Annotated in this window: 22 protein-coding genes and 1 riboswitch; of the genes, 10 read left to right on the top strand and 12 right to left on the bottom strand. The window is 65.4% G+C overall.

Going from position 1 to position 23,326, the window contains the following annotated elements; genetic code table 11:
* The first annotated feature begins 195 nt into the window (after positions 1–195).
* The 5 genes from Q9Q79_RS03095 (at position 196) to Q9Q79_RS03075 (ending at position 8,099) form a co-directional block, all read left to right on the top strand.
* Complete coding sequence (locus tag Q9Q79_RS03095; protein WP_201862204.1) at positions 196–2,625, top strand: autotransporter outer membrane beta-barrel domain-containing protein; 2,430 nt, start codon at positions 196–198, stop codon at positions 2,623–2,625.
* A 279-nt stretch (positions 2,626–2,904) separates the two neighbouring features.
* Positions 2,905–5,298, top strand: a complete 2,394-nt coding sequence (locus tag Q9Q79_RS03090) for an autotransporter outer membrane beta-barrel domain-containing protein (protein WP_201862205.1) — start codon at positions 2,905–2,907, stop codon at positions 5,296–5,298.
* Between the two features lie 378 nt (positions 5,299–5,676).
* Positions 5,677–6,225 (top strand): hypothetical protein, encoded by a 549-nt coding sequence (locus tag Q9Q79_RS03085; RefSeq protein ID WP_109815038.1) that lies wholly within the window; start codon positions 5,677–5,679, stop codon positions 6,223–6,225.
* 962 nt (positions 6,226–7,187) lie between these two features.
* Complete coding sequence (locus Q9Q79_RS03080; protein WP_021204584.1) at positions 7,188–7,598, top strand: hypothetical protein; 411 nt, start codon at positions 7,188–7,190, stop codon at positions 7,596–7,598.
* Positions 7,599–7,727: 129 nt separating this feature from the next.
* On the top strand, positions 7,728–8,099 hold the full coding sequence (locus Q9Q79_RS03075; RefSeq protein WP_134731592.1) for a DUF805 domain-containing protein: 372 nt from the start codon (positions 7,728–7,730) through the stop codon (positions 8,097–8,099).
* Positions 8,100–8,246: 147 nt separating this feature from the next.
* Here the strand turns inward: Q9Q79_RS03075 and thiL are convergent, their stop codons facing one another.
* The 5 genes from thiL to Q9Q79_RS03050 form a co-directional block, all read right to left on the bottom strand.
* Positions 8,247–9,209, bottom strand: a complete 963-nt coding sequence (thiL, locus tag Q9Q79_RS03070; RefSeq protein ID WP_201862206.1) for a thiamine-phosphate kinase — start codon at positions 9,207–9,209, stop codon at positions 8,247–8,249.
* A 125-nt stretch (positions 9,210–9,334) separates the two neighbouring features.
* Positions 9,335–9,814, bottom strand: a complete 480-nt coding sequence (nusB, locus tag Q9Q79_RS03065; RefSeq protein ID WP_005408062.1) for a transcription antitermination factor NusB — start codon at positions 9,812–9,814, stop codon at positions 9,335–9,337.
* Positions 9,811–10,278 (bottom strand): 6,7-dimethyl-8-ribityllumazine synthase, encoded by a 468-nt coding sequence (gene ribH / locus Q9Q79_RS03060; protein ID WP_005408061.1) that lies wholly within the window; start codon positions 10,276–10,278, stop codon positions 9,811–9,813. The genes nusB and ribH overlap by 4 nt, the downstream gene beginning before the upstream one ends.
* Before the next feature lie 131 nt (positions 10,279–10,409).
* Entirely contained in the window at positions 10,410–11,510 is a 1,101-nt protein-coding gene (gene ribB / locus Q9Q79_RS03055; RefSeq protein WP_201862208.1) for a 3,4-dihydroxy-2-butanone-4-phosphate synthase, read from the bottom strand.
* The gene (locus Q9Q79_RS03050; protein ID WP_021204341.1) at positions 11,507–12,133 is read right to left on the bottom strand and encodes a riboflavin synthase; all 627 of its coding nucleotides are present in this window, start codon (positions 12,131–12,133) and stop codon (positions 11,507–11,509) included. Before Q9Q79_RS03050 ends, ribB begins: the two co-directional genes overlap by 4 nt.
* A 77-nt stretch (positions 12,134–12,210) precedes the next feature.
* Positions 12,211–12,356, bottom strand: a riboswitch (FMN riboswitch).
* Positions 12,357–12,543: 187 nt separating this feature from the next.
* Between Q9Q79_RS03050 and Q9Q79_RS03045 the strand changes: the two genes are divergently transcribed.
* The 3 genes from Q9Q79_RS03045 (at position 12,544) to Q9Q79_RS03035 (ending at position 14,715) form a co-directional block, all read left to right on the top strand.
* The gene (locus Q9Q79_RS03045; RefSeq protein ID WP_201862209.1) at positions 12,544–13,164 is read left to right on the top strand and encodes a hypothetical protein; all 621 of its coding nucleotides are present in this window, start codon (positions 12,544–12,546) and stop codon (positions 13,162–13,164) included.
* Positions 13,165–13,315: 151 nt separating this feature from the next.
* Positions 13,316–14,200 (top strand): hypothetical protein, encoded by an 885-nt coding sequence (locus Q9Q79_RS03040; RefSeq protein WP_201862211.1) that lies wholly within the window; start codon positions 13,316–13,318, stop codon positions 14,198–14,200.
* A 134-nt stretch (positions 14,201–14,334) separates the two neighbouring features.
* Positions 14,335–14,715, top strand: a complete 381-nt coding sequence (locus Q9Q79_RS03035; RefSeq protein WP_236672543.1) for a hypothetical protein — start codon at positions 14,335–14,337, stop codon at positions 14,713–14,715.
* A gap of 25 nt (positions 14,716–14,740) precedes the next feature.
* Here the strand turns inward: Q9Q79_RS03035 and ribD are convergent, their stop codons facing one another.
* From ribD to Q9Q79_RS03000, 7 genes are all read right to left on the bottom strand, one after another.
* Positions 14,741–15,826, bottom strand: a complete 1,086-nt coding sequence (gene ribD / locus Q9Q79_RS03030) for a bifunctional diaminohydroxyphosphoribosylaminopyrimidine deaminase/5-amino-6-(5-phosphoribosylamino)uracil reductase RibD (RefSeq protein WP_201862219.1) — start codon at positions 15,824–15,826, stop codon at positions 14,741–14,743.
* A 78-nt stretch (positions 15,827–15,904) separates the two neighbouring features.
* Positions 15,905–16,426, bottom strand: coding sequence for a transcriptional regulator NrdR (gene nrdR / locus Q9Q79_RS03025; protein WP_049397400.1), 522 nt, complete (start codon positions 16,424–16,426; stop codon positions 15,905–15,907).
* A 136-nt stretch (positions 16,427–16,562) separates the two neighbouring features.
* Positions 16,563–17,012 (bottom strand): hypothetical protein, encoded by a 450-nt coding sequence (locus Q9Q79_RS03020; RefSeq protein WP_049397456.1) that lies wholly within the window; start codon positions 17,010–17,012, stop codon positions 16,563–16,565.
* A 27-nt stretch (positions 17,013–17,039) separates the two neighbouring features.
* Entirely contained in the window at positions 17,040–17,456 is a 417-nt protein-coding gene (locus Q9Q79_RS03015; RefSeq protein ID WP_201862221.1) for a hypothetical protein, read from the bottom strand.
* A gap of 6 nt (positions 17,457–17,462) precedes the next feature.
* Positions 17,463–17,936 carry a hypothetical protein gene (locus tag Q9Q79_RS03010; protein ID WP_049397397.1) on the bottom strand — a complete coding sequence of 158 codons (474 nt, stop codon included), beginning with the start codon at positions 17,934–17,936 and terminating at the stop codon, positions 17,463–17,465.
* A 66-nt stretch (positions 17,937–18,002) separates the two neighbouring features.
* Positions 18,003–19,256, bottom strand: coding sequence for a serine hydroxymethyltransferase (glyA, locus tag Q9Q79_RS03005; protein ID WP_010481990.1), 1,254 nt, complete (start codon positions 19,254–19,256; stop codon positions 18,003–18,005).
* Positions 19,257–19,442: 186 nt separating this feature from the next.
* Complete coding sequence (locus Q9Q79_RS03000) at positions 19,443–19,916, bottom strand: RcnB family protein (protein ID WP_012479128.1); 474 nt, start codon at positions 19,914–19,916, stop codon at positions 19,443–19,445.
* Positions 19,917–20,168: 252 nt separating this feature from the next.
* Between Q9Q79_RS03000 and ettA the strand changes: the two genes are divergently transcribed.
* Positions 20,169–21,833: an energy-dependent translational throttle protein EttA gene (gene ettA, locus Q9Q79_RS02995; RefSeq protein ID WP_005408049.1), complete on the top strand. Its 1,665-nt coding sequence runs from the start codon at positions 20,169–20,171 to the stop codon at positions 21,831–21,833.
* 163 nt (positions 21,834–21,996) lie between these two features.
* Positions 21,997–23,313 carry an NCS2 family permease gene (locus tag Q9Q79_RS02990; RefSeq protein WP_005408048.1) on the top strand — a complete coding sequence of 439 codons (1,317 nt, stop codon included), beginning with the start codon at positions 21,997–21,999 and terminating at the stop codon, positions 23,311–23,313.
* Positions 23,314–23,326 lie beyond the last annotated feature (13 nt).

Below are 23,326 nucleotides of genomic sequence, written 5' to 3'. Positions count from 1 at the left end.
CTGCGCCCGCGTCCCGATGACGGAGGACACGCATCCACCGCCGGTTCCTTAACGGCGTCCCTCAGGGAGCGGGCAGCCAGGAACGCTTTGCAACTAATTGCATGGGAACACCTCTACCCAGAACGGACACTTGAGGCCATTCCAGACACACGCATTCGTAATCAGCCCCATTCCACGCCTGCCAGGGACACGACCATGAACCCTCATTCCACTTGCTCCCCATCGCTATGCCCGCTGGCCCGCAGTCTGCTGCTGGCGCTTTCCGCGCTGTCGACGGGCACCGCCCTGGCAGGCGATCTCGATGGCCAGACGGCCCACGTTCGTGCAGGTGATCCGGTGGAAGCGTGGACACTGAAGAATGGCTCCAAGCTGGTCGGCCAGAACGCGGTGATGCATCAGATTTCCGCCGCTGACACCTCCGGAATCGACCTGCTCGGTGGTGCCGTCAGCGTTGCTGCCGGCAGCGGTGTGACGGCGGCGGTGGCGCTGACGGACGCGGCACGGCTGAGCACACGCGCAACGCATTTCAAGGGTGGCGGCATTGCGCTGCAGGGGGCAGCCAGTGCGCACCTCGCGCAGGCCTCGATCGTCATCGATGCCAGCCACCTGACCGCAGCGACAGACCGCTCCATCGGCGTCGATCTTGCCAGCGGAGCCACAGGTGCCGGTACCGATGCGCCCTCCGCCGTCATCGAGACGATGTACATCCGCGTAGAAGATGTGCCCGGCGGCACGGATGCCAGCAGTGGCCTGGGGGTGCGCTTGATGCTTGGCAACATGGACATCCTTGATGGGTCGTCCATCGAGGCGGCCAACGTTGGGGCGATGCTGTGGGGGGCTGATGGCACGACCACCCCTATCCGCCTGCGCATCGACGACTCTGAAATCCGTGCGCGGCGGGGTGCGGCCATCCGTGTGCTGCCGCAGTTCGCCAATACCTACGACATCACCGTATCCAACGGTTCCACCCTGGCCGGCGGTGATGGGAACCTCCTGCTGGTGGCCAGCCAGGGCGCGGCCAGCAGCGCCCGCACCGACGTCAACTTCACCATTGATGATTCGCGCGTGGCCGGCAATATCACGCTCGATCCCTCCACCGTCACCAACGGCACGTTGAACGTGATCCTGCGCAACAGGGCTCGGCTATATGGCCGCTTCGTCAACGTCACCTCGGCCGACATCGACAGTGGCAGTACGTGGTCGATGACCGGCGACAGCAATGTGGGCCATTTCATGCTGGGCGGCACTGGCACCGTGGCGCTGGGCAATGGCAGCACGTTCAACGACCTCACCGTGGACACCTTCGACGGCGCCGGCGGCACCCTGCTGTTCAACACCCAGTTGGGTGACGATAGCTCGGCCACCGACAGACTGATCATCAAGGGCGATGCCAACGGCCAGGCCAACGTGCGTGTGCTCAATGCCGGTGGTGCGGGCGCGAAGACCGACAAGGGCATCGAACTGATCCGCGTGGGCGGTGCGTCCAATGCGCAGTTCGACCTGCAGGGCCGTGCGGTGGGCGGACAGTACGAGTACTTCCTGTTCAAGGACGCGACCGATGGCGGCTGGTACCTGCGTTCGGAGGTTCCCGTCGGTCCAGATCCGTGTGATACCGACCCCACACTGCCGCAGTGCCAACCGGTTGATCCCATTGATCCGGTTGATCCCGTGGATCCGATTGATCCAATCGACCCGGGCACTCCCATCCCGGTGCTGCGCCCGGAAGCCGGCGCGTACCTGGCCAACCAGTTTGCGATGGACCAGATGCTGCGCCATGGCTGGCGCGACCGCCAGGGCGGCAACACCTCCGCCGTTGATGGCGTGCGTGGCTGGGCACGTGTGGATGCCACGCAGAGCAAGCTGTCGGCGGTGGAAGACCAGCTGGACCTGCGCGTGGACCGCTCGCGCCTGCAGCTGGGTGCGGACATCGGTGTGTTCGACAGCGGCCAGGGCCGCGTGGGCGTGATGGGCACGCTGGCCAAGTCCGACGCCACCTCGCGTTCGCAGCTGACCGGCTACAGCGCACGTGGCAAGGTCAACGGCGGTGCGCTGGGCGTGTACGGCAACTGGAGCAACGATGCGCTGTATGTGGATGCCAACGTGCAGCGCGGCCAGTTCCGCAACCGCGTGCAGGGCGAAGGCCTGGCCGAAGAGCGCTACGACTCAGATATCTGGCAGAGCTCGCTGGAAGCCGGTTACCGCATCGGCATCGGCCAGATCGGCAATACCGTGCTGAGCCTGCAGCCGGAACTGCAGCTGGTCTACACCGATGCCAGCATCGACCGCCACACCGAAGCCAACGGCACCGTGGTGCGCAGCCTGGGCGACAGCGGCCTGTCCGGCCGCATGGGACTGCGCCTGCAGGGCGAAGGCCGCAGTGCCGCCGGGGCATCGGTCAGCCCGTATGTGGTGGCCAACTGGTACCGCGACGGCGCCAGCAACGGCATGGCGTTTGATGATGAAGCACTGAAGGCCAGCGTGCCGCGCAACCGCTACGAGTTGAATGCCGGCGCGCGCGTGGATTTCCGTTCCGGGCTGAGAGCCTGGGGTGGATTTGGTGTGATGCGTGGTGACCAAGGGTATCGCGAAGCGACGGCCAATCTGAGTCTGGGGTACAGGTGGTGACGCACCGGTGCGGCGCATCGCGCTGAAGGACGAATTGCACGCGGAACTTAACCGCTGCTGGCCATGGGCCACCAGCAAAGCACGCTTTGCAACTAATTGAATGGGAACACCTCTCCCCGGACCGGACACTTTTAGCCCATTCCAGACACGTGCATTCGCAAACGACTGCCCGCCTCACATTTTCTTCACAAGTCGCAGGCGTATACGTCACCCCGCTGAACAGGGGTTTCCGGTTGTCGTGCAGTGTCTCGCCCGTTTCTCTCTGCAAAGGACAAGACCATGAACCTTCATTCCACCCGCCCCCTGTTGCTTCGCCCCTTGGCCCGGGGCCTGCTGCTGGCGCTCGCCTCGCTGTCGGCAGGTGCCGCACTGGCGGGCGATCTGGACGGTCAGAACGCCGAGGTCGTCGCAGGTGATCCGGTGGAATCCTGGACACTGAAGAATGGCTCGACGCTGATCGGTCGCGATGCGGCGATGAACGAGATCTCCGCCGAGGATACGTCGACCATCACACTCGAGGGCGGCACCGTGACGTCGATGAGCAGGTCTGGTGCAGCGACGCTCGCGGGCAACGCCACGTTGACGGCGGTCGGCACTCATTTTCGCGGTGGTGGCATTGGGCTGAATGGCGGCGACACTGTGGCTCGCCTGACGGGAGGCTCCATCATCGTGGCCGCTGCCGATCTAACGCCCCAGAGCCTGGCCGTCGGTGTCGACCTGCGCAGCGCGGCCAGCGGCTCAGGGAACCGCAACCCCCTTGCCGTGCTTGATGCCATGCAGATCCGCGTAGAGGACAATCCTGGCACGGCTGCGCCCTACAACAGCGGCCTGGGCGTTCGCCTGCAGTTCGGCACGATGGACATCCTCAACGGATCGCATGTGACCGGTGCCAACGTGGGCGCGATGCTGTGGGGCGAGCTCAATCCGGCGGGTGCGGTGACGCTCAACGTTGATGACTCCACGTTGGTATCCCAGCGCAGCGCGGCCATCCAGGTCATGCCGCTGGAAGACAACGACTACAACATCACGATCCGCAACGACGCCAAGCTGTCGGGCGCTGATGGCAACCTGCTGCTGGTCAGGAGTGAATTCGGCCCTCTCGCTGCGCGCACCGACGTCAACTTCACCGTTGATGATTCCAGGCTGGCCGGCAACGTGACCTTCGACCCGACCACGGTCACCAATGGCACGCTGGACGTGATCCTGCGCAACAAGGCCCAGATCGACGGCCGCTTCATCAACGTCACCACTGCCAGCATCGACAGCGATGCCACCTGGCTGATGACCGGCGACAGCAACGTCGGCCACCTCACGCTGGGTGCGGGCGGTACCGTCGCACTGGGCAACGGCAGCAGCTTCAACACCCTCAGCCTGGACGAGTTCACCGGCAACGGCGGCACGCTGCTGTTCAACACCCAGCTGGGCGACGACACCTCGCTGACCGACAAGCTGGTGATTGCCGGCGATGCCAATGGCCAGGCCAACGTGCGCGTGCTCAATGCTGGCGGCGCCGGTGCCAAGACCGATCGCGGCATCGAGCTGATCGACATCGGCGGTGCATCCAACGCGCAGTTCGATCTGGTCGGCCGCGCCGTGGGCGGGCAATACGAATACTTCCTGGTGAAGGATGCCAACGGCAACTGGTACCTGCGTTCAGAACTGGGTGGTGCACCGGATCCGTGCCTGGTCGACCCGACCCTGCCGGAGTGCAAGCCGGTCGATCCGGTGGACCCGGTAGATCCGGTTGACCCCACGCCAGTGCTGCGCCCAGAAGCCGGCACCTACCTGGCCAACCAGTTCGCGATGGACCAGATGCTGCGCCACGGCTGGCGCGACCGCCAGGGCGGCAACACCTCCTCCGTTGATGGCGTGCGTGGCTGGGCACGTGTGGATGCCACGCAGAGCAAGCTGTCGGCGGTGGAAGACCAGCTGGACCTGCGCGTGGACCGCTCGCGCCTGCAGCTGGGCGCCGACATCGGCGTGTTCGATAACGGCCAGGGCCGCCTCGGCCTGATGGGCACGTTGGCCAAGTCCGATGCCACCTCGCGTTCGCAGCTGACCGGCTACAGCGCTCGCGGCAAGGTCAACGGCGGCGCGCTGGGCGTGTACGGCAACTGGAGCAGCGATGCGCTGTATGTGGATGCCAGCGTGCAGCGCGGCCAGTTCCGCAACCGCGTACAGGGCGAAGGCCTGGCCGAAGAGCGCTACGACTCAGATATCTGGCAGAGCTCGCTGGAAGCCGGTTACCGCATCGGCATCGGCCAGATCGGCAGCACCGCGCTAAGCCTGCAGCCGGAACTGCAGTTGGTCTACACCGATGCCAGCATCGACCGCCACACCGAAGCCAACGGCACCGTGGTGCGCAGCCTGGGCGACAGCGGCCTGTCCGGCCGCGCAGGCCTGCGCCTGCAGGGTGAAGGCCGCAGTGCCGCCGGCGCGTCGGTCAGCCCCTATATGGTGGCCAGCTGGTACCGCGACGGTGCCAGTAGCGGCATGGCGTTCGATGATGAAGCGCTGAAGGCCAGCGTGCCGCGCAACCGCTACGAGCTCAATGCCGGTGCGCGTGTGGATTTCCGCTCCGGGCTGAGTGCCTGGGGTGGATTTGGTGTGATGCGTGGTGACCACGGGTATCGCGAAGCGACGGCCAATCTGAGCATGTCGTACCGCTGGTAAGGTAATTGAAAAGACGGCGCCGGATGATTCCGGCGCCGTTCTTGTATTTCGTCACCGGACTTGGATTGAAAGGCCCTCAGGCCATCTCCTGCCGACGGGGAGCCACACTTTCCTCAGTGATCACACGACGTCAACGTTTCGCCTGAAGCGCCCCCCTACGCGTGAGAGAGGCCATGACTCATAGCACGCCTCTGGGGATGCCCACGATTCAACCGCGACAACAACCCACTGTCGCTTCTGACCTTAAGCGCCGCACGTCTCCGCTCATAGACTCGCGGCCCACTGGATCCCCGAGCGCGGAGTCGTGCATCGCAGCACTTCTTGGCCCATCTAACCACGCCAGGCTTCAGTCATCTTCCCTAGCCACTGGCACCTCACATGAAATGCGCGACCAGCCTCTTCCTGCTTCTATCTATTGGCCTTCTTACGGCATGCGATGCCCGCCCGCATACGCGCGGCTACGTTTATCCAAATGACCGCTATCTGGAGGAAAACGTAGCGACGTGGAACAGCACGGTCGGCACGGTGAACACGTGGAACGACGGCCCATGGGCGGAAGAGTTCTATGAAGCAATCGATAACGGGGATGATCTCTCCAAGTTTCGCTTTCGACTTCAGAATGCACACAAGGACGCCATTGAGAGGCGAACCGCTGCAGAACGCATGACACATCGCTCCGAGGCAGCGGATCTGCACCAGCATCTACTCACATCACTGCAGAGTGTCGAAGACATGTTCTCGATCATGGTGACCATGGCAGAGCTGCCAGAAGGCTACACCACCGAGCAATCCACATCGATTCTGGCTCGCTTGGAACCCGCCATCGAGCGCATGGATACAAACCTTCAGAAGCTGAGTGACGCCCAAGACGCCTTTGCCAAGTCAGAGAAGATCCAGCTCACGACAAGCGATCCCACCCGTCGCTAGGACCGATTCACCAATCGGCCCGACGGCGTTGAAGACGGGTCAATATGCAACTTGTTGTATCGCATGCTCAATACAGGGTCGATACGCTCGGCGACCGGCCCATCATCCATCTTCAATATGATCAGTCTTGCACTACGCCCCTTTCGTCTTTTCGCCTGTTTCAAAGGGCGATCATCACGACGCGAGTTCTGGTTCTTCTTTCTTCTTCAGGTCATGGTTAGCCTGTCGATCATCGGTATCGCCGCATACAGCTCCCGCCGATTTCCGCCTGGCACCCTGGGAGAAGGCATGCGATTGAACGATCTGCTTGCATACGTTTGGTTTGGCTACATCGTGTTCAGCCTCGTCCCGTTCTACGCGCTTGTCGCGCGCAGATTTCGGGATCTCGGACAATCTGGGTGGATGTGCCTTACGTTAATGATCCCTGCAGTCGGGCCCGCCTTTGTACTGCTTCAAATGCTTCGCCCTGGTCAGGAGGGCGATAACCTTTATGGACCAGCGCCACGCTAGATCCGTTTTCGTATTTTGTAGAGCCGGGTACACGCTCGGCTGCACGTGACGAGCCGAGCATAGGCTCGGTTCTACAGGTGATGTCGCGGTCCGCACGCATTGACGGCTTTCGCCGCGTCGCCGCAAACATTCGTATTTTTTCTACTTTCCAACTTTTCTCATTGGCAGTATTGGCGCTGCGTGCAAATGATGAACCGCCACCGACAACGGGTGGCACGGGCTTCCAATCCCGTTTGGTAAATGTTGTTTACGCTTGCCTGCCGGCGTCGCCCTTTCCTTGTTGGGTGGCGTCGGCAGGCAATCTGTCCGTGCATCTATGGCGGACGGTGCGTGGGGGCCTCGTGCCCGCCGGCGTTTGACAACGTTAGCCACCGGTATTGGAACCATGCACCGTCCGCCACCCTCGCTGTTAAGCGGGGTGGCTCCTTCGTCACATGCACAAGGAAGCCGCCATGACTGCCACACACTACCCGTTCCTGTTCGCCACCCTCGGCGAGGCCGCCAACGTGCTGCCCGAAGCCGTCGCGCGCGCATTGGAGACCACGCTGAGCGCCACGCACGGCAACACTGTGCCGGCCAGCACCTCGTTATTGGCGTGCCTGCAGCGCATCCGCCAAGTGGATGCCGCCGACGGCCAGCCCTGGCCAGAGAAGGGCCGCACATCCGGACAGCGCATGGCCATGGCCCGCGCCAACCGCGCCAATGCCGGCCTGACGTTGCTACTGGAACTGCTGCATGCCACCGAACGCGTGCGCGTGGATGGCGATGAAGATCAGCAGGTAGGCGACGACGTGCGCGAAGGGCTGCTGTTGGCCTGCCGCGGGTTGGCCGAGTATGTGGATGTGCAGTTGCACGCGACTTGAGCAGCGCGCGTTCTGAACTGCGGAAGAGCGCTCAGTTCCGTATTGCACGGTTCGCGATTACAACAAATCTGATGGCCGACCTATCGCGCTGGCGCGGATAGTTCGCACTTCTTCTCAGGGAGTGTACCGATGCACAAGATGATGGTTCCGCTGAAGCGCTATACGCAGTTCAGTGGACGCGCCAGCCGCAGCGAGTACTGGTGGTTCCAGTTGTTCATGATGATGTTCACCATTCCGTTGAACGTGCTGGGCTTCATCGCCGGGTACACCAACTCCACATCGCTGGCGCTGGTTTCGTCCGGGCTGATGTTGGTGGTTTGGCTGACGCTGGCGCTGCCACTGATCGCGGTGACCATTCGCCGGCTGCACGATACCGATCGTTCGGGCTGGTGGTTGTTGCTTGGGCTCGTGCCGATTGCCGGCCTGGCCGTGCTGGTGTTCATGCTGCTGCCCAGCACGCCGGGTGATAACCGGTTTGGCAAGCCCGTTCCGCACGTTTAAGGGGGGCGCCGGGCAATGCCCTGCGTTCCCGTTCGCCAAGGCCCCGCCTTGTTAGGTGTCGACCTTGGTCGATACGGAGAAACGCCAACCAAGGTTGGCATCTACCACAGCAGCGCGGTAGCGCCGGGCCATGCCCGGCGTCTTCGCTCAGGCGAAGTGCTGGTAGCCGCCGTCGGCGGCTTCGCCATCCACGTGTACACCCTGGCCTTCGGCAATGCGGCCGATGCGGGTGAGCGGCACGTCCAGCGATTCGGCCAGGTAGTGCAGCGCGTCGCGCTGATCGGCGGCGGCGGTGAAACACAGCTCGTAGTCATCGCCACCGCGCAATGCGCAGTCACGCGCACCGTCGCGGCCGAGCAGATCGCGCAGCGCGTGCGAGATCGGCAGCGAATCGGCATCGACGTGTGCGGCCAGGTTGCTGCGCGTGGCGATGTGGCCCAGATCGGCCAGCAGGCCATCGGAGACATCCACCGCTGCATGCGCGAAGGCACGCAGGCGCAGGCCGAGGGTGACGCGCGGCGTCGGCCGCAGCAGGCGCAGGCGCAGGCTTTCGTAGTCGGCCAGCAGCGTGGCGGTGGCGATGCTCAACGCACCTTGTTGCCACAGGCGCAGCGCGCCGGCGGCATCGCCCAGCGTGCCACTGACCCAGATGTCATCGCCTGCCTGTGCGCGGTCGCGCCGCAGGGCCTGGCCACGCCCGACCTGGCCCATCGCGGTCACCGACAGCGACAGCGGACCGCGCGTGGTGTCGCCACCGATCAGCGCGATGTCGTGCTGGTCGGCCAGGGCGAAGAAGCCATCGGCGAAGGCCTCGATCCAGTCTTCAGACGCTTCCAGCAGTGACAGTGCCAGCGTGCACCACGCCGGGCGCGCGCCCATCGCGGCCAGGTCCGACAGGTTGACCGCCAGGGTCTTCCAGCCGATGTCGAAGGCCGGGGTTTCCACCGGGAAGTGCACGCCGCTGTTGAGCGTGTCGGCGGTGACCACCAGTTGCTCGTTGGCGCGCGGCTGCAGCAGCGCGGCGTCGTCACCGATGCCGAGCAGGATGTCGTCGCGCTCGAGGGTACGGGCGCGGATGCGTTCGATGAGGGCGAATTCGGCCAGGGACATGGGGCGTTCTACTTTCATGTAGAGCCGAGCCATGCTCGGCTGCAGTTCGATCACGCGCCGCACTGCCGGACGCAACCGTGCGCTGCACGGTGAGCCGAGCATGGCTCGGCTCTACAGGAATCGGGTCAGTGACCCGATTCGACCTTGCGCCATTCCACGGCGGCACGATCCAGCACGCCGTTGACGTAGGTGTGGCCATGTTCGGAACCGAAACGCTTGGCCGATTCGATGGCTTCGTTGATCACCACGCGGTACGGCACGTCCAGGCGGTAGCGCAGCTCGTAGGCGGCCAGGCGCAGCACGGCGCGTTCGATCGCGTCCACTTCTTCGATGCCACGGTCCAGGTACGGGCCGAGCGCTTCGTCGATGTCGCGACGGTTGTCGAGCACCCCATGCAGCAGCGCCTCGAAGTAGGCCAGGTCGGCAATTTCGCGGGCCTGCTCGTGGGCGAACTGGGCGATCAGCGACTGTGCGTTGCCGCCGGAGATCTGCCAGGCGTAGATGGCCTGCACGGCACGACGGCGGGCGCGCGAGCGCAGCACCGGATCGACGCCATCGCGACGGACGGGTTTACCGGAGGGCTTGCCCTGGGTGTTCTTGTTCATGGCAGCTGCTCCAGAAGATTGACCATTTCCAATGCGGCGAGTGCGACTTCCTCGCCCTTGTTGCCGTGGCTGCCGCCTGCGCGGGCCTCGGCGTCTTCAACGCGTTCCACCGCCAGCACGCCGTTCAGCACCGGCACGCCGAAATCCAGCTGCACGCGCATCAGGCCTTCGGCGCAGCGGTCGGCCACGTGTTCGTAATGACGGGTATCGCCACGGATCACGCAACCCAGGGTGAGGATGGCGGCGTGTTCGTGGGCGGCGGCCAGGCGCGCGGCCACCAGCGGCAGCTCCCAGGCACCCGGCACGCGGATCACGTCGATGTTGGCTTCGGTGATGCCGTTGCCGGCCAGGCTCTGACGGGCGCCAGCGACCAGCGTGTCGGTGATGCGGGCATTCCAGCGGCTGGCCAGGATGGCGAAGCGCGCCGATTCGGGAGTGCGAAGATCGCCTTCGAAGTGGCTCATATGCGGCTTGGGGACTCGATAAGGGGGTAATTCTAGCGTGGATGGGCCCCGGCCGTGGCTGGCGGAGGCCCAGGGCTGTGCCGACCAACGGTCGGCACCCACCCGAGGTAGGGCATGGTCGGCACTACCCATTACAGAGTGACGGTCTCCACCACTTCCAGGCCGTACCCGGCCAGGCCGATCTGGCGGCGCGGGGTGCCCAGCACGCGCAGCTTGCCCAGGCCCAGGTCGGACAGGATCTGTGCGCCGGCACCGTTGCGGCGCCACTGGCCCACATCCTTGTCCTTGCCCGGCACCACCGGTGCCGGCTGCTGGCGCAGGCGGGCCAGCAGGGCTTCGCCGTCGCGTGGGGCCGACAGCACCACCATCACGCCCGCGCCTTCGGCATCGATCGCACGCAGGGCATCGGTGGCCGCCACGCCGAAGTCGTCACGGCGCCAGTGCAGCAGGTCGGCCAGCGGGTTTTCCACCTGCACACGTACCAGGGTCGGGGTGTCCGCGTCCGGGGTGCCGCGGACCAGAGCGAAATGCAGGTCGTGGGCGATGCGGTCGCGGTAGGTCACCAGCTTGAACGGGCCGAATTCGGTGTCGATCTCGCGCTCGTCGACACGTTCAACGGTCTTTTCGGTAGCCAGGCGGTAGGCGATCAGGTCGGCGATGGAGCCCATCTTCAGGCCGTGCTCGCGGGCGAACACTTCCAGCTCCGGGCGGCGCGCCATGCTGCCATCCGGGTTCAGGATCTCCACCAGCACGCCGGCCGGCTCCAGCCCGGCCAGCATGGCCAGGTCGACGCCGGCTTCGGTGTGGCCGGCGCGGGTCAGCACGCCGCCCGGCTGGGCGATCAGCGGGAAGATGTGGCCCGGCTGGTGCAGGTCAGCCGGCTTGGCATTGGGCTTCACCGCGGTGCGGATGGTGTGCGCGCGGTCGTGCGCCGAGATGCCGGTGGTGACGCCCTCGGCGGCCTCGATACTGACCGTGAAGTTGGTCTGGAACTGCGCGGTATTGGCCTGCACCATCGGCGCCAGGCCAAGGTCGGCGGCGCGGGTGCGGGTCAGCGGCAGGCACACCAGGCCGCGGCCGTGGGTGACCATGAAGTTGATGTCACTTGCCTTGACCAGCTCGGCGGCCATGATCAGGTCGCCTTCGTTCTCGCGGTCTTCGTCATCGACGATGACCACCATGCGGCCCTGGCGGATGTCTTCCAGGATTTCCGGGATCGGGGCGAAATTCATGCGACGTCTCCCTGGGGGTGCTGACCGTTGGTCGGCACGCTGATCAGCCGCTCCACGTAACGGGCGACCAGATCGATTTCCAGATTGACCGCGTTGCCCACGCCGGTGGCGGAGAAGGCGGTGTTGGCTACCGTGTGGGGGATCAGGGCGACTTCAAAACCCTCATCGTCCACTTCGTTGACGGTGAGGCTGACGCCGTCCACGCAGATCGAGCCCTTCCTGGCGATGTAGCGGCGCAGCGAGGCCGGCGCGGCGAAACGCCAACGCTGGGCACGCGCATCTTCGTGGATGGACAGGACCTGGCCAAGGCCGTCGACGTGGCCGCTGACCAGATGGCCGCCGAGGCGGTCGGTCGGCCGCATGGCGCGCTCCAGGTTGATGACCGCCCCTTCGCCCAGCTGGCCCAGCGTGGTCAGGCCCAGGGTTTCGGTGGAGGCATCGGCTTGGAAGCTGCTGGCGTCGAATGCGATGACGGTGAGGCAGACGCCGTTGATGGCAATGCTCTCGCCCATCTGCACGTTGTCGAACGGCAGGTTTCCGACATTGAAGGTGAAGCGGACATCGCCGCCGATGGATTCGCGTGCGGCCAGACGGCCGACGCCTTCGATGATTCCAGTAAACAAGAAACGTTCTCCGCGAAAAGTGAGCGAAAAACGCCGCAAGGCAAACAGGCGGGCGCAGGGCCGCGAAGGCCCTGTGGCACCGTCTTCTTTCATCCGGACTATGACCGTCGGCTCCGGCATTGGACCGGATCTGCTGACCCCCGGCCGTGGGCCGGGGCGCTCGCGGGCTCGTGCTTGCGCACCTACCGCCGGTGGGGAATTGCACCCCGCCCTGAAGACGTTTGTGTACCGGCGAACCGGCGTGGCTAGTGTACCAGCCCGGGCTGAACGGGGTCGGATGCCACAGCTGTGACGGCCGTCGCTCGCAATTTGTAAAACTTTCATTAAAATTACACCCCGGACGACATGAGGTCGCCACGGGCGGCCCGCTGGGCAGGCCCGCCAAAGGACTGAAATTCACAGGAATTCCCATGCGCAAGATGCTGATCGTGGCCGCCCTGCTGGCCGCCGCCCCGCTCTCGGCCTCGGCCGACGCCCTGAGCTACACCTACGTCGAAGGCGGTTGGACGCAGGTCCAGGTTGACGACAACCTGCTGGACGACCCGAAGGTCGACGGCGGCTACCTGCGCGGCTCGGTGGCCATCGCCGAACAGGTCTACGTGTTCGGTGGCTGGTCGCGCACGAGCAAGACCAATCACTACGGCGATGATTCGCTGAAGCTGGAACTTAACCAGCCGGAGCTGGGCATCGGCTACCACATGCCGTGGACCGACCGCCTGGACTTCACCGCCGATGCCGCATGGGTACGCCAGAACGCCGAAGCCACAGTCCGCTACGACGGCCTGCGCTTGGCCCAGAAGGATCACACCAACCTGGGCCGCGTCACCATGGGCATTCGTGGCAAGCCGTCGCCGATGACCGAAGGTTGGGTCAAGGCCGGCTACATGGATGGCGGCAACCACTTCAAGGGCACCTGGGTCGGCACCGTCGGCGGCCAGATCAACTTCACCCGGACCTGGGGTCTGGTGGGCGAGATCTCGGGGTACCGCGACGTCACCCAGTACTCGGCCGGCGTCCGCGCCAGCTTCTGATCCAACGATCGCTCCTCGTCGTGCGATCGAACGGGCCCCGCAAGGGGCCCGTTTTTTTTCCGCTGCACACGGTCACCTGGCTGCATCGCGCCATCGAAAGTGTGGGCAGATGCGCTAGGCTTGCGCGCCTCTGGAACAGGAAAACACCGTCATGAAGACCCCCACCCGTACCCTTCTGGCCAGCGTGCTGCTGTGCGCCCCGCTGATTGCCAGCGCGGCACCGGCCCAACTGACGCCCGATCAGGCCTTCGACCTGTATGCACGCGTGCTGCTGGAAGACGACACTGCTGCTACCCGCACGCTCAACGATGCGCTGAAACCCGCCTTTGAAGGCCAGGATGCGGTAACCCCGAACCCGGGTGCGCTGGCCAAGGCCTTGGCCGAACCCTGGCAGACGGTACTGGCCAGCACCGGCGCCAAGGTCGACGCTGCGGCCACCGAAGCGCTGTATGCCAAGGCGCTGCGTGATTCGAAGTGCCGCGCGACCAAGAGCGTGATCGAAGACAACGAATACGTTGAAGACCAGAAGCTGGCACGCATCACCTACAGCTGCCAGCTGCCCGACCTGGGCAAGGTGCGCCCGTTGTTCGCTGCCAGCCTGGCCGACGATGCCAGCCCAGCCGCGCGCAAGCAGTTCACCGACGCCTACACCCAGGCGCTGCAGAGCGGTGCGCGCCTGCCGGTCAGCGGCACTTTCACCCTGTACCCGGCCAAGGACAACGGCTACTGGTACAGCGGCAACTTCGATGACCTGGTGGGCACCGTAGCCGGCGCGCTGGCACCGTTCGAGGACTGGATGCAGGACGCGCAGGCGGCCAGCGCACCGAAGGTGACCGGCGTACCGGGCTGTGACCTGCTGTTGCAGCAGCACCGCGCCTGCGTGGCGAAGATCGCGCCGGACCAGATCAGTGGCGTGGACGCGATGGCCGAGGAACTGAAGGCAAAGGCGCAGGTGAAGTCGGCCGATGAGATGACGCAGGAGTGCAAGGCACTGCGCCCGATCGCCGAGATGATGTGGACCGACGAGTGCGCGTGAGCGCGAGCTAGAGCCGGGTCCACGCTCGGCTCATCGTTACCTGCGGCAACGGCGAGCGCACTTTCAGAACCGTTGCATGGCCCTGCGCGGCCTGCATGGTCAATGCTGTTGCCCTCTTCCACCGGGGCAACCGCATGAAACATCGTACGACGTCGACTACCGTCATGCTGCTGGCGCTGATGGTGAGTGGGCAGGCCGAAGCGTACAGGCCCAAGACCTTCATCATCCGCCCATCGGTTGCCTTCGAGTCGAACCAGCTACGTGACAGGGACATCGATGCACAGCTGAGCGAGAACGACGACTGCCGCGCGTTCCTGCAGTACCACGATCGATGTGCACCGACGGTCCTGCCGGACGAGTACGACGACGGCATCAGCCGCCGGAAGCTACGATCGAAGTCAACACAGCTGACGGGAGAGGCGCTCGGTGCGTACTGCCGTGACCTGCACGTGCTGTGGAAGCAGCAGTGGAAAGAACAGTGCCCCGCCTACGAAGACGAGGACGAGGGCACCTGACGACGCCGGAGATACCGCCATTCCCTCACGGCCGCAGCAGCAGCCGGATGTCCTCGCCGACCTGGCGCTGGTCAACCACACGCAGGCGGCGTTGCTGGTCCATGGCATCGATGCCGAGGCCGGCCAGCAGCGGGCGTCCGCTGTCGCCCAGCAGCGTGGGCGCCTGGTACAGCAACAGTTCGTCTACCCAGCCACCGCGCAGCAGCGCACCGGCCAGGGTCGCGCCGGCTTCGGTATGCACTTCGTTGATGCCGCGCTCGGCCAGCAGCGCCAGCACCGCGCCCAGGTCCAGCCGCCCTTCAACGCAGGGCACGCTGGCGAATTCGGCGTCGGCCGCATCCGGTGCACTCACCGCTGCATCGTGCAGGTACAGCGTCGGTGCCCCACCCTCGCGCACACGGCTGCACTCCAGTGAGCGCAGGCGCGAATCCAGCACCACGCGCAGTGGCGGCATCACCTCGGTATCGGCCAGGCGCGCGGTCAGCATCGGGTCGTCGGCCAGCACGGTATCGGCGCCGGTCAGGATCGCACCTGCGCGCGCGCGCCAGTGCTGCACGTCTTCGCGCGCGGCCGGGCCGGTGATCCACTTGGAGCTGCCATCGGCCATCGCGGTGCGACCGTCGACGCTGGCCGCCAGCTTCACCCGCAGCCACGGCCGGTTGCGCTCCACGCGCGATAGGAAGCCCTTGTTGAGCTCACGCGCCTGCGTCGCCATCAGTCCTTCGGCAACCTCGATGCCGGCATTGCGCAGCAGATCGAAGCCACCACCATCGACCTTCGGGAACGGATCGCGCATCGCGGCAACGACGCGCGACACGCCCGCTTCGATCAAGGCCAGCGCGCACGGCGGTGTGCGCCCGTAGTGCGCACAAGGCTCCAGGGTGACGTAGGCGGTGGCACCACGCGCCTCGCTTCCGGCCTCGCGCAGGGCGAACACTTCAGCATGCGGACCGCCGGCGCGCTGATGCCAGCCCTGCCCGACCACGCGTTCGCCGTGGGCGATGACGCAACCGACCATTGGGTTGGGGCGGGTGGTATAGGCAGCACGCTCGGCCAGGCGCAGTGCGTTGGCCATGTGCAGGTGGTCGAGGACGGAGAACGGGATGCTCATGCCACCATGGTACCGCCGCTGGCGTAGATCCATGCCATCAGTGCCAACCAAGGTTGGCACCCACCAAGGCAGAAGCGGTCAGCCCTTCTTCTTCTTGGTCAGGGCAATCACGTCGCCCAGCAGCTGCAGCTGTTCGGTACTGGACGGCAGGTCACGTTCCAGCTTCTCGATCTCCTCGCGGAAATCGGCAACGTCCTCGAAGCTGCGATAGACCGAAGCAAACCGCACATAGCCGACATGATCGAGCTTGCGCAGTTCGTTCATGACGAACTCGCCGACCTTGATCGAAGGCACTTCACGCTCGCCGCTGATGCGCAGCTGGTGAACCACCGCCCGCACCGCCGCTTCGATCTTGTCTTCGGCCACCGCACGCTTCTGCAGTGCGCGGTCGAAACCAGCGCGGACCTTGCGCTGGTCGAAGGCTTCGCGGGTGCCATCGCTCTTGATGATCGCCGGCAGCTTCAGTTCAACCGTTTCCATGGTGCTGAAGCGCTCGCCGCAGGCTTCGCATTCACGCCGACGGCGGATCGTCGCGCCGTCTTCGGAGACGCGCGAGTCGATGACCCGGGTATCGGCATGTTGGCAGAAGGGGCAATGCATGGAACGCCTGGCTCAGGGGGCAACCTAGATGCCACGGTCATGGCAGCGTCGCAAAGGTACCTGAGAAAGGGTCCAGCAGCAAATGCTGCCTGCGCGAAAGCCGGAATGGGCGCCTGATGCGCTCTTGGGCCGCCACTCAGCCGGCCGGGCCGGACGCCGGAGTATTCCCGCCCCAGCGCAACCACAACAGGTGCGCGGCCAGCACCAGCAGCAGTGGGCCAAACCCGAGAAAGCCCAAGGTCGAGATCTCCCCTTCCTTGAAGGTGAAATACAGCGTGGCGGCGACGACACCCAGCGCGGCCAGTATTCCCAGCACCAGGCCAATCCATGCGACCACCGGCGCCTGATGCAGGCCTGCGCGACCACGCCACAGGAAGAGGCCGCTCAGCCACATCCAGGACAGCAGGCCGAGCACTCCGGCCGATGACCAGAGCAGCAACAGCGAGTGCTCATCGCCAGTCAGATACTTGCCATCCAGCACGACCATCAACCCCAATACTGCCCCGGTGCCTCCTGCCGCCGCGGTGGGCAGGCCCACCAGCAGGCCTGCTATCCCCATCCATCGTTTGTGCTGCTGCTCATCCATGCGTTCCATTCCCTTTGATTGGCCGCGTCAGGCGCGGCGCTTGAGCCACACCAGCATGGCGGCCGGTACCAGCATCGACGGCCCCAGCAGCAGTAGTTCCAACGCGGCGCCCCCCTGCTGGAAGCCGAACCATGCGGTCATCCAGAGAACCGGCGGCGCTGCCAGCCCACCGGCCAGCAGCAGCCACCACCAGATCGCGCGCACCTGCAGGCCGGCCCGGCCCTGCAGCAGGTAGCCGGCGCTGAGCCACAGCCAGGCCAGGCAACCCGCCACGCCGGCCAGGCCCCACAGCAGTGGCACCAGATCGGGGGAGCGGTTGCCGCCGAAGGATTGCACGCCAACAACCAGGAACATCACCGCGACCGCGCCGCCCATCGCCAGGCCGGGCAGGCCGAGCAGTACCGCCAACGCGGCATACAGGTACTTGAGGCGGCGCTCATCCATGCGCGGTTACTCCGATGCCCGCGCTCGTACGGGCGGCACATCCACGGTATCGGCACGCGCACGCAGCAACATCAGCATGCCGGTGGGCACCAGCAGCGACGGCCCTGCGAAGAGACCGCTCACCACCGCCGGGCCCAACCCGGAGAAGGTATATATCGCCAATCCCAGCAACGGCAGGCCCGCCAGCACGCCCATGCCCAGCAACCACCACCAGCGTGGCGAGGCCGTGCGCAGGCCCTGCAGTCCATCACGCAACCAGATGACGCTGAGCGCGACCCAGGCCACCAGGCCGGCAAGCGCGGCCGTTCCCCAGACGCACATGACGGCAGCGAACCACAGCTTGTCAGCATCCAGCGAGACCAGGCCGATCACCCCCATGACCAGGGCGATGCAGGCACCGACGCCGCCCGCGAAAAGGCTGGGCAGGCCGAACAGCGCGGCCAGCACCACGTACAGATACTTGAGGCGGCGCTCATCCATGCGCGGTTGCTCCAATACCGGGGTCAGAGCCCTTCCCTGCGGGAAGGGATCCGACCCCTGTTTCGATCAGCCGTAGACCGGGTACTTGCGGCACTGCGCGCTGACGGCGTCGCGCACGCGGGCGATGACAGCGTCGTCGTTCGGTGCATCAAGCACGTCGGCGATCCAGTTGGCCAGGTCCACGCAGTCCTGTTCGACGTAGCCACGGGTGGTCACCGCCGGGGTGCCCAGGCGCAGGCCCGAGGTCACGAACGGCGAGCGCGGGTCGTTCGGCACCGAGTTCTTGTTGACGGTGATGTGGGCCTTGCCCAGCGCGGCCTCCGCGTCCTTGCCGGACACGTCCTTGCCGATCATGTCGACCAGCATCAGGTGGTTCTGGGTACCACCGGAGACGATCTTGTAGCCGCGCGCGATCAGCGTGTTGGCCATCGCCTGGGCGTTCTTCACCACCTGCTGCTGATAGGCCTTGAAGCCCGGTTCCAGCGCTTCCTTGAAGGCCACGGCCTTGCCGGCGATGACGTGCATCAGCGGACCACCCTGGATGCCCGGGAACACGATCGACTGCAGCTTCTTGACCAGGTCTTCGTCGGCGCCCTTGGCGACGATGATGCCGCCACGCGGGCCGCGCAGGGTCTTGTGGGTGGTCGAGGTGACCACGTGAGCATGTTCCAGCGGGCTCGGGTAGACGCCGGCGGCGACCAGGCCGGCGACGTGCGCCATGTCCACGAACAGGTAGGCACCGACCTTGTCGGCGATGGCACGGAAGCGCGCCCAGTCGATCACCTGCGAGTAGGCCGAGAAACCAGCCACGACCATCTTCGGCTTGTGCTCCAGGGCCAGGCGCTCGACTTCGTCGTAATCGATCAGGCCCTGGTCGTTCACGCCGTACTGCACGGCGTTGAACAGCTTGCCCGAGGCATTCACCTTGGCACCGTGGGTGAGGTGGCCGCCGTGGGCCAGGCTCATGCCAAGGATGGTGTCGCCCGGCTGCAGCAGCGCGAAGTACACGGCCTGGTTGGCCTGCGAACCGCTGTGCGGCTGCACGTTGGCATAGTCCGCACCGAACAGCTGCTTCAGGCGGTCGATCGCCAGCTGCTCGGCGATGTCCACGTATTCGCAGCCGCCGTAGTAGCGCTTGCCCGGGTAGCCTTCGGCGTACTTGTTGGTCAGCTGGCTGCCCTGGGCTTCCATCACCGCCGGGCTGGTGTAGTTCTCGCTGGCGATCAGCTCGACGTGGTCTTCCTGGCGCTGGGTTTCAGCGGCGATGGCCTTGGCCAGTTCGGGATCGTAGGATTCGATGCGGACGTCACGCGGGAACATCGGGTACTCCAGCAGGCAGGGAAAAGGGGTACGGCTCAGCCCTCGATTGTAGCCCCGCACTGGCCCGCTGGGGCCGAAACGGACGGGGCCGGCATTCCCGAAGGAATCCGGCCCCGTATGGTTTCGAGGGATGTTGTGGGGTCAGAGCCCTTTCCGATGGAAAGGGGTCTGACCCCGGCCGCGATCTCAGCGGCTGCTGAGTACGTACTGGGCGATCACACCGGTCGCGATGGCGACCAGCAGCATGTTGCCGCGATCATCGCGGATCCACTGGTGGCCGTACGGCGGGCGGCGCAGGTTGTAGCGCGGGTAGTCGTTCACCACGTAGATCGGGCCACGGTAGTAGTCGCGGTAGCGGTGGCCGACCTTCCAGCCGTAGCCGGGGCCATAGGCAGGGCGATAGACCACCCGCGGCGGTGCCGGACGGTAGTAGCGGTCATGGTCGCGGTGCCAGTCGCGGCGGTCGCGCTCCCAGTCGCGACGGGCCTCGCGGCGGTCGCGCTCCCAGTCGCGGCGCTCCTGGCGCCACTCACGGCGATCCTCGCGCCATTCACGGCGGTCGTGGTCGCGGCGATGGTCGTTGTCGGCGAATGCCGGGGCCACGGCGCCCAGTGCCAGCACAGAGGCCACGGCACTGGCCATTACTCGATTGATGCGCATGTCAGACCTCTGCTTGGTGGGTGGTGAGCCCATATTGCGCAACCGATCTGAACCGTTTCCGGCTGGAAACGCTTCCCGCTGCAGGACTGTGACCGAGTATTCAGGCGATAGCCAGCCCGGCGGCGCCTCCCGGGAGCGGCCCGGAACCGGTTCCGGCTATAATTGGCGGTATTCCATTTCAGTCTGTGCCCGCTGCCGCAACGGGATCTACCCGTGACGGGTCGGGCGCAGGGCCGCGCCTACGGAGACCGCATGTCCTCGCAATACATCTACACCATGAACCGCGTGTCCAAGGTGGTCCCGCCCAAGCGGCAGATCATCAAGGACATCTCGCTGTCCTTCTTCCCGGGCGCGAAGATCGGCCTGCTGGGCCTGAACGGCGCCGGCAAGTCCACCGTGCTGAAGATCATGGCCGGCGTGGACACCGATTTCGAGGGCGAGGCCCGCCCGCAGCCGGGCATCAAGGTCGGTTACCTGGCGCAGGAACCGGAACTGGACCCGACCAAGACCGTGCGTGAAGCGGTCGAGGAAGGCGTGGGCGAAGTGCTGCAGGCCCAGGCCGCGCTGGAAGCGGTGTACGCCGCCTACGCCGAGGAAGGCGCCGACTTCGACGCGCTGGCCAAGGAACAGGAGCGCCTGGAGGCGATCCTGGCCGCTGGCGACGCACACACGCTGGAAAACCAGCTGGACGTGGCCGCCGACGCGCTGCGCCTGCCGCCGTGGGATGCCATCGTCGGCAAGCTGTCAGGTGGTGAAAAGCGCCGCGTGGCCCTGTGCCGCCTGCTGCTGCAGAAGCCGGACATGCTGCTGCTCGACGAACCGACCAACCACCTCGACGCCGAGTCGGTGGAATGGCTGGAACAGTTCCTGGCGCGCTACACCGGCACCGTGGTGGCCGTCACCCACGATCGCTACTTCCTGGACAACGCCGCCGAGTGGATCCTGGAACTGGACCGCGGCCGCGGCATTCCGTGGAAGGGCAACTACACCGACTGGCTGACCCAGAAGGACGAGCGCCTGAAGCAGGAAGACAACCAGGAAAAGGCCCGCCAGAAGGCGATCCAGAAGGAACTGGAGTGGTCGCGCCAGAACGCCAAGGGCGGCCGCACCAAGGGCAAGGCCCGTCTGGCCCGCCTGGAAGAGCTGCAGTCGGTCGATTACCAGAAGCGCAACGAGACCAACGAAATCTTCATCCCGCCGGGCGAGCGCCTGGGCAATGCGGTGATGGAGTTCAAGAACGTCTCCAAGAAGTTCGGCGACCGCCTGCTGTTCGACAACCTGAGCTTCCTGGTGCCGGCCGGTGCCATCGTCGGCATCATCGGCCCGAACGGTGCCGGTAAGTCGACCCTGTTCAAGATGATCACCGGCCAGGAAAAGCCGGATACCGGCGAGATCGTGGTCGGCCCGACCGTGAAGCTGTCCTACGTGGACCAGAGCCGCGACGCGCTGGAAGGCAACCACAACGTCTTCCAGGAAATCGCTGGCGGCCTGGACATCCTCAACATCAACGGCATCGAGATCCAGTCGCGCGCCTACATCGGCCGCTTCAACTTCAAGGGCCAGGACCAGCAGAAGATGGTCGGTTCGCTGTCCGGTGGTGAGCGTGGCCGCCTGCACATGGCCAAGACCCTGCTGCAGGGTGGCAACGTGCTGCTGCTCGACGAACCGTCCAACGACCTGGACATCGAAACCCTGCGTGCGCTGGAAGATGCGCTGCTGGAGTTCCCGGGCAACACCTTCGTCATTTCGCACGACCGCTGGTTCCTGGATCGCATTGCGACCCACATCCTGGCGTTCGAAGGCGACTCGCACGTGGAGTTCTTCCAGGGCAACTACCGCGAGTACGAAGAAGACAAGCGCCGCCGCATGGGCGACGACGCCGCGCCGAAGCGCCTGCGCTTCAAGGCGCTGAAGTAAGGCAACCGGAAAGGCCGCGCTCGCGCGGCCTTTCTCATTTCGGTAGGTCACCACCGTTGGTGGTGACGCTTTGAAGCGTACCGACCAACGGTCGGTACCCACGTTCTGCATTCGGGTAGGTCACGACCGTTGGTCGTGACACCTTACTGTCGCGAGAAGCCCCATGTCCCTGTTCGAGCGCCTGTTCCAGCTGCAGCAGCACGGCACCACCGTGCGCACCGAGCTGCTGGCCGGTGTCACCACCTTCCTGACGATGTCCTACATCGTCTTCGTGAACCCCGAGATTCTCGGCACCACCGGCATGGATGCGGGCGCGGTGTTCGTGGCCACCTGCCTGGCCGCCGCACTGGGTTCGGCGGTGATGGCGCTGGCCGCCAACTTCCCGGTCGGCATGGCACCAGGCATGGGCCTGAACGCGTTCTTCGCCTTCACCGTGGTCGGCGCCGCCGGCCTGCCGTGGCAGCAGGCACTGGGTGCGGTGTTCATCTCAGGCCTGGTGTTCCTGGTGCTGTCGCTGACCGGAGTACGCGCGTGGCTGGTATCGGGTATTCCCTCATCGCTGCGCTCGGCCATCGTGGCCGGCATCGGCCTGTTCCTGGCGATCATCGCGCTGCAGAAGTCGGGCGTGATCGTCGGCAATGAAGACACGCTGGTGGCACTGGGCCCGTTGAACACGGCGCCGCCGCTGCTGGCACTGGCCGGCTTCCTGCTGATCGCGGTGCTGGAAGCGCGCCGCATCCGCGGTGCGATCCTGATCGGCATCCTGGCCGTGACCGGCGCTGGCTGGGCATTGGGCGACGTGCAGTACCAGGGTCTGGTCTCGCTGCCGCCGAGCCTTGCACCCACCTTCCTGCAGCTGGACCTGCCGGGCCTGCTGCACCATGACGGCGGCGCACCCATCGCAGTACTTCTGCAGGTGGTGCTGGTGTTCGTGCTGGTGGAAGTGTTCGATGCCACCGGTACCCTGTACGGCGTAGTCGGCCGGGCTGGCCTGCTGAAGCTGCCGGGCGCGCAGAAGCGTTTCGGCCGCGCGCTGCTGGCCGACAGCACCGCGATCGTGGCGGGCTCGATGCTCGGCACCAGCAGCACCACGGCCTTTGCCGAAAGCGCCTCCGGCGTGCAGGTGGGCGGCCGCACCGGCCTGACCGCACTGGTGGTGTCGGCGCTGTTTCTGGCGGCGCTGCTGTTCTCGCCGTTGGCAGCGATGGTGCCCAGCTATGCCACCGCGCCGGCCCTGTTGTTCGTGGCTGGCCTGATGCTGCGTGAGCTGGTGGAAGTGGACTGGAGCGACCTGACCGAATCGGTGCCGGCGGCGCTGTGTGCGCTGGCGATGCCGTTCACCTACTCGATTGCCAACGGCCTGGCGTTCGGCTTCATCGCCTATGCCGCGCTGAAGGCGGGTACCGGGCGCTGGCGCGAAGTGCATCCGGCGGTGTGGCTGGTGGCGGTGCTGTTCACCCTGCGCTACGCGCTGGAATAAGCGGTAGGCGATG

Source organism: Stenotrophomonas sp. a6 (assembly GCF_030913325.1).
Classification (GTDB): domain Bacteria; phylum Pseudomonadota; class Gammaproteobacteria; order Xanthomonadales; family Xanthomonadaceae; genus Stenotrophomonas; species Stenotrophomonas maltophilia.
The sequence above is the reverse complement of the archived record's forward strand: the minus strand, read 5'-3'. Positions and strand labels throughout refer to the sequence as shown.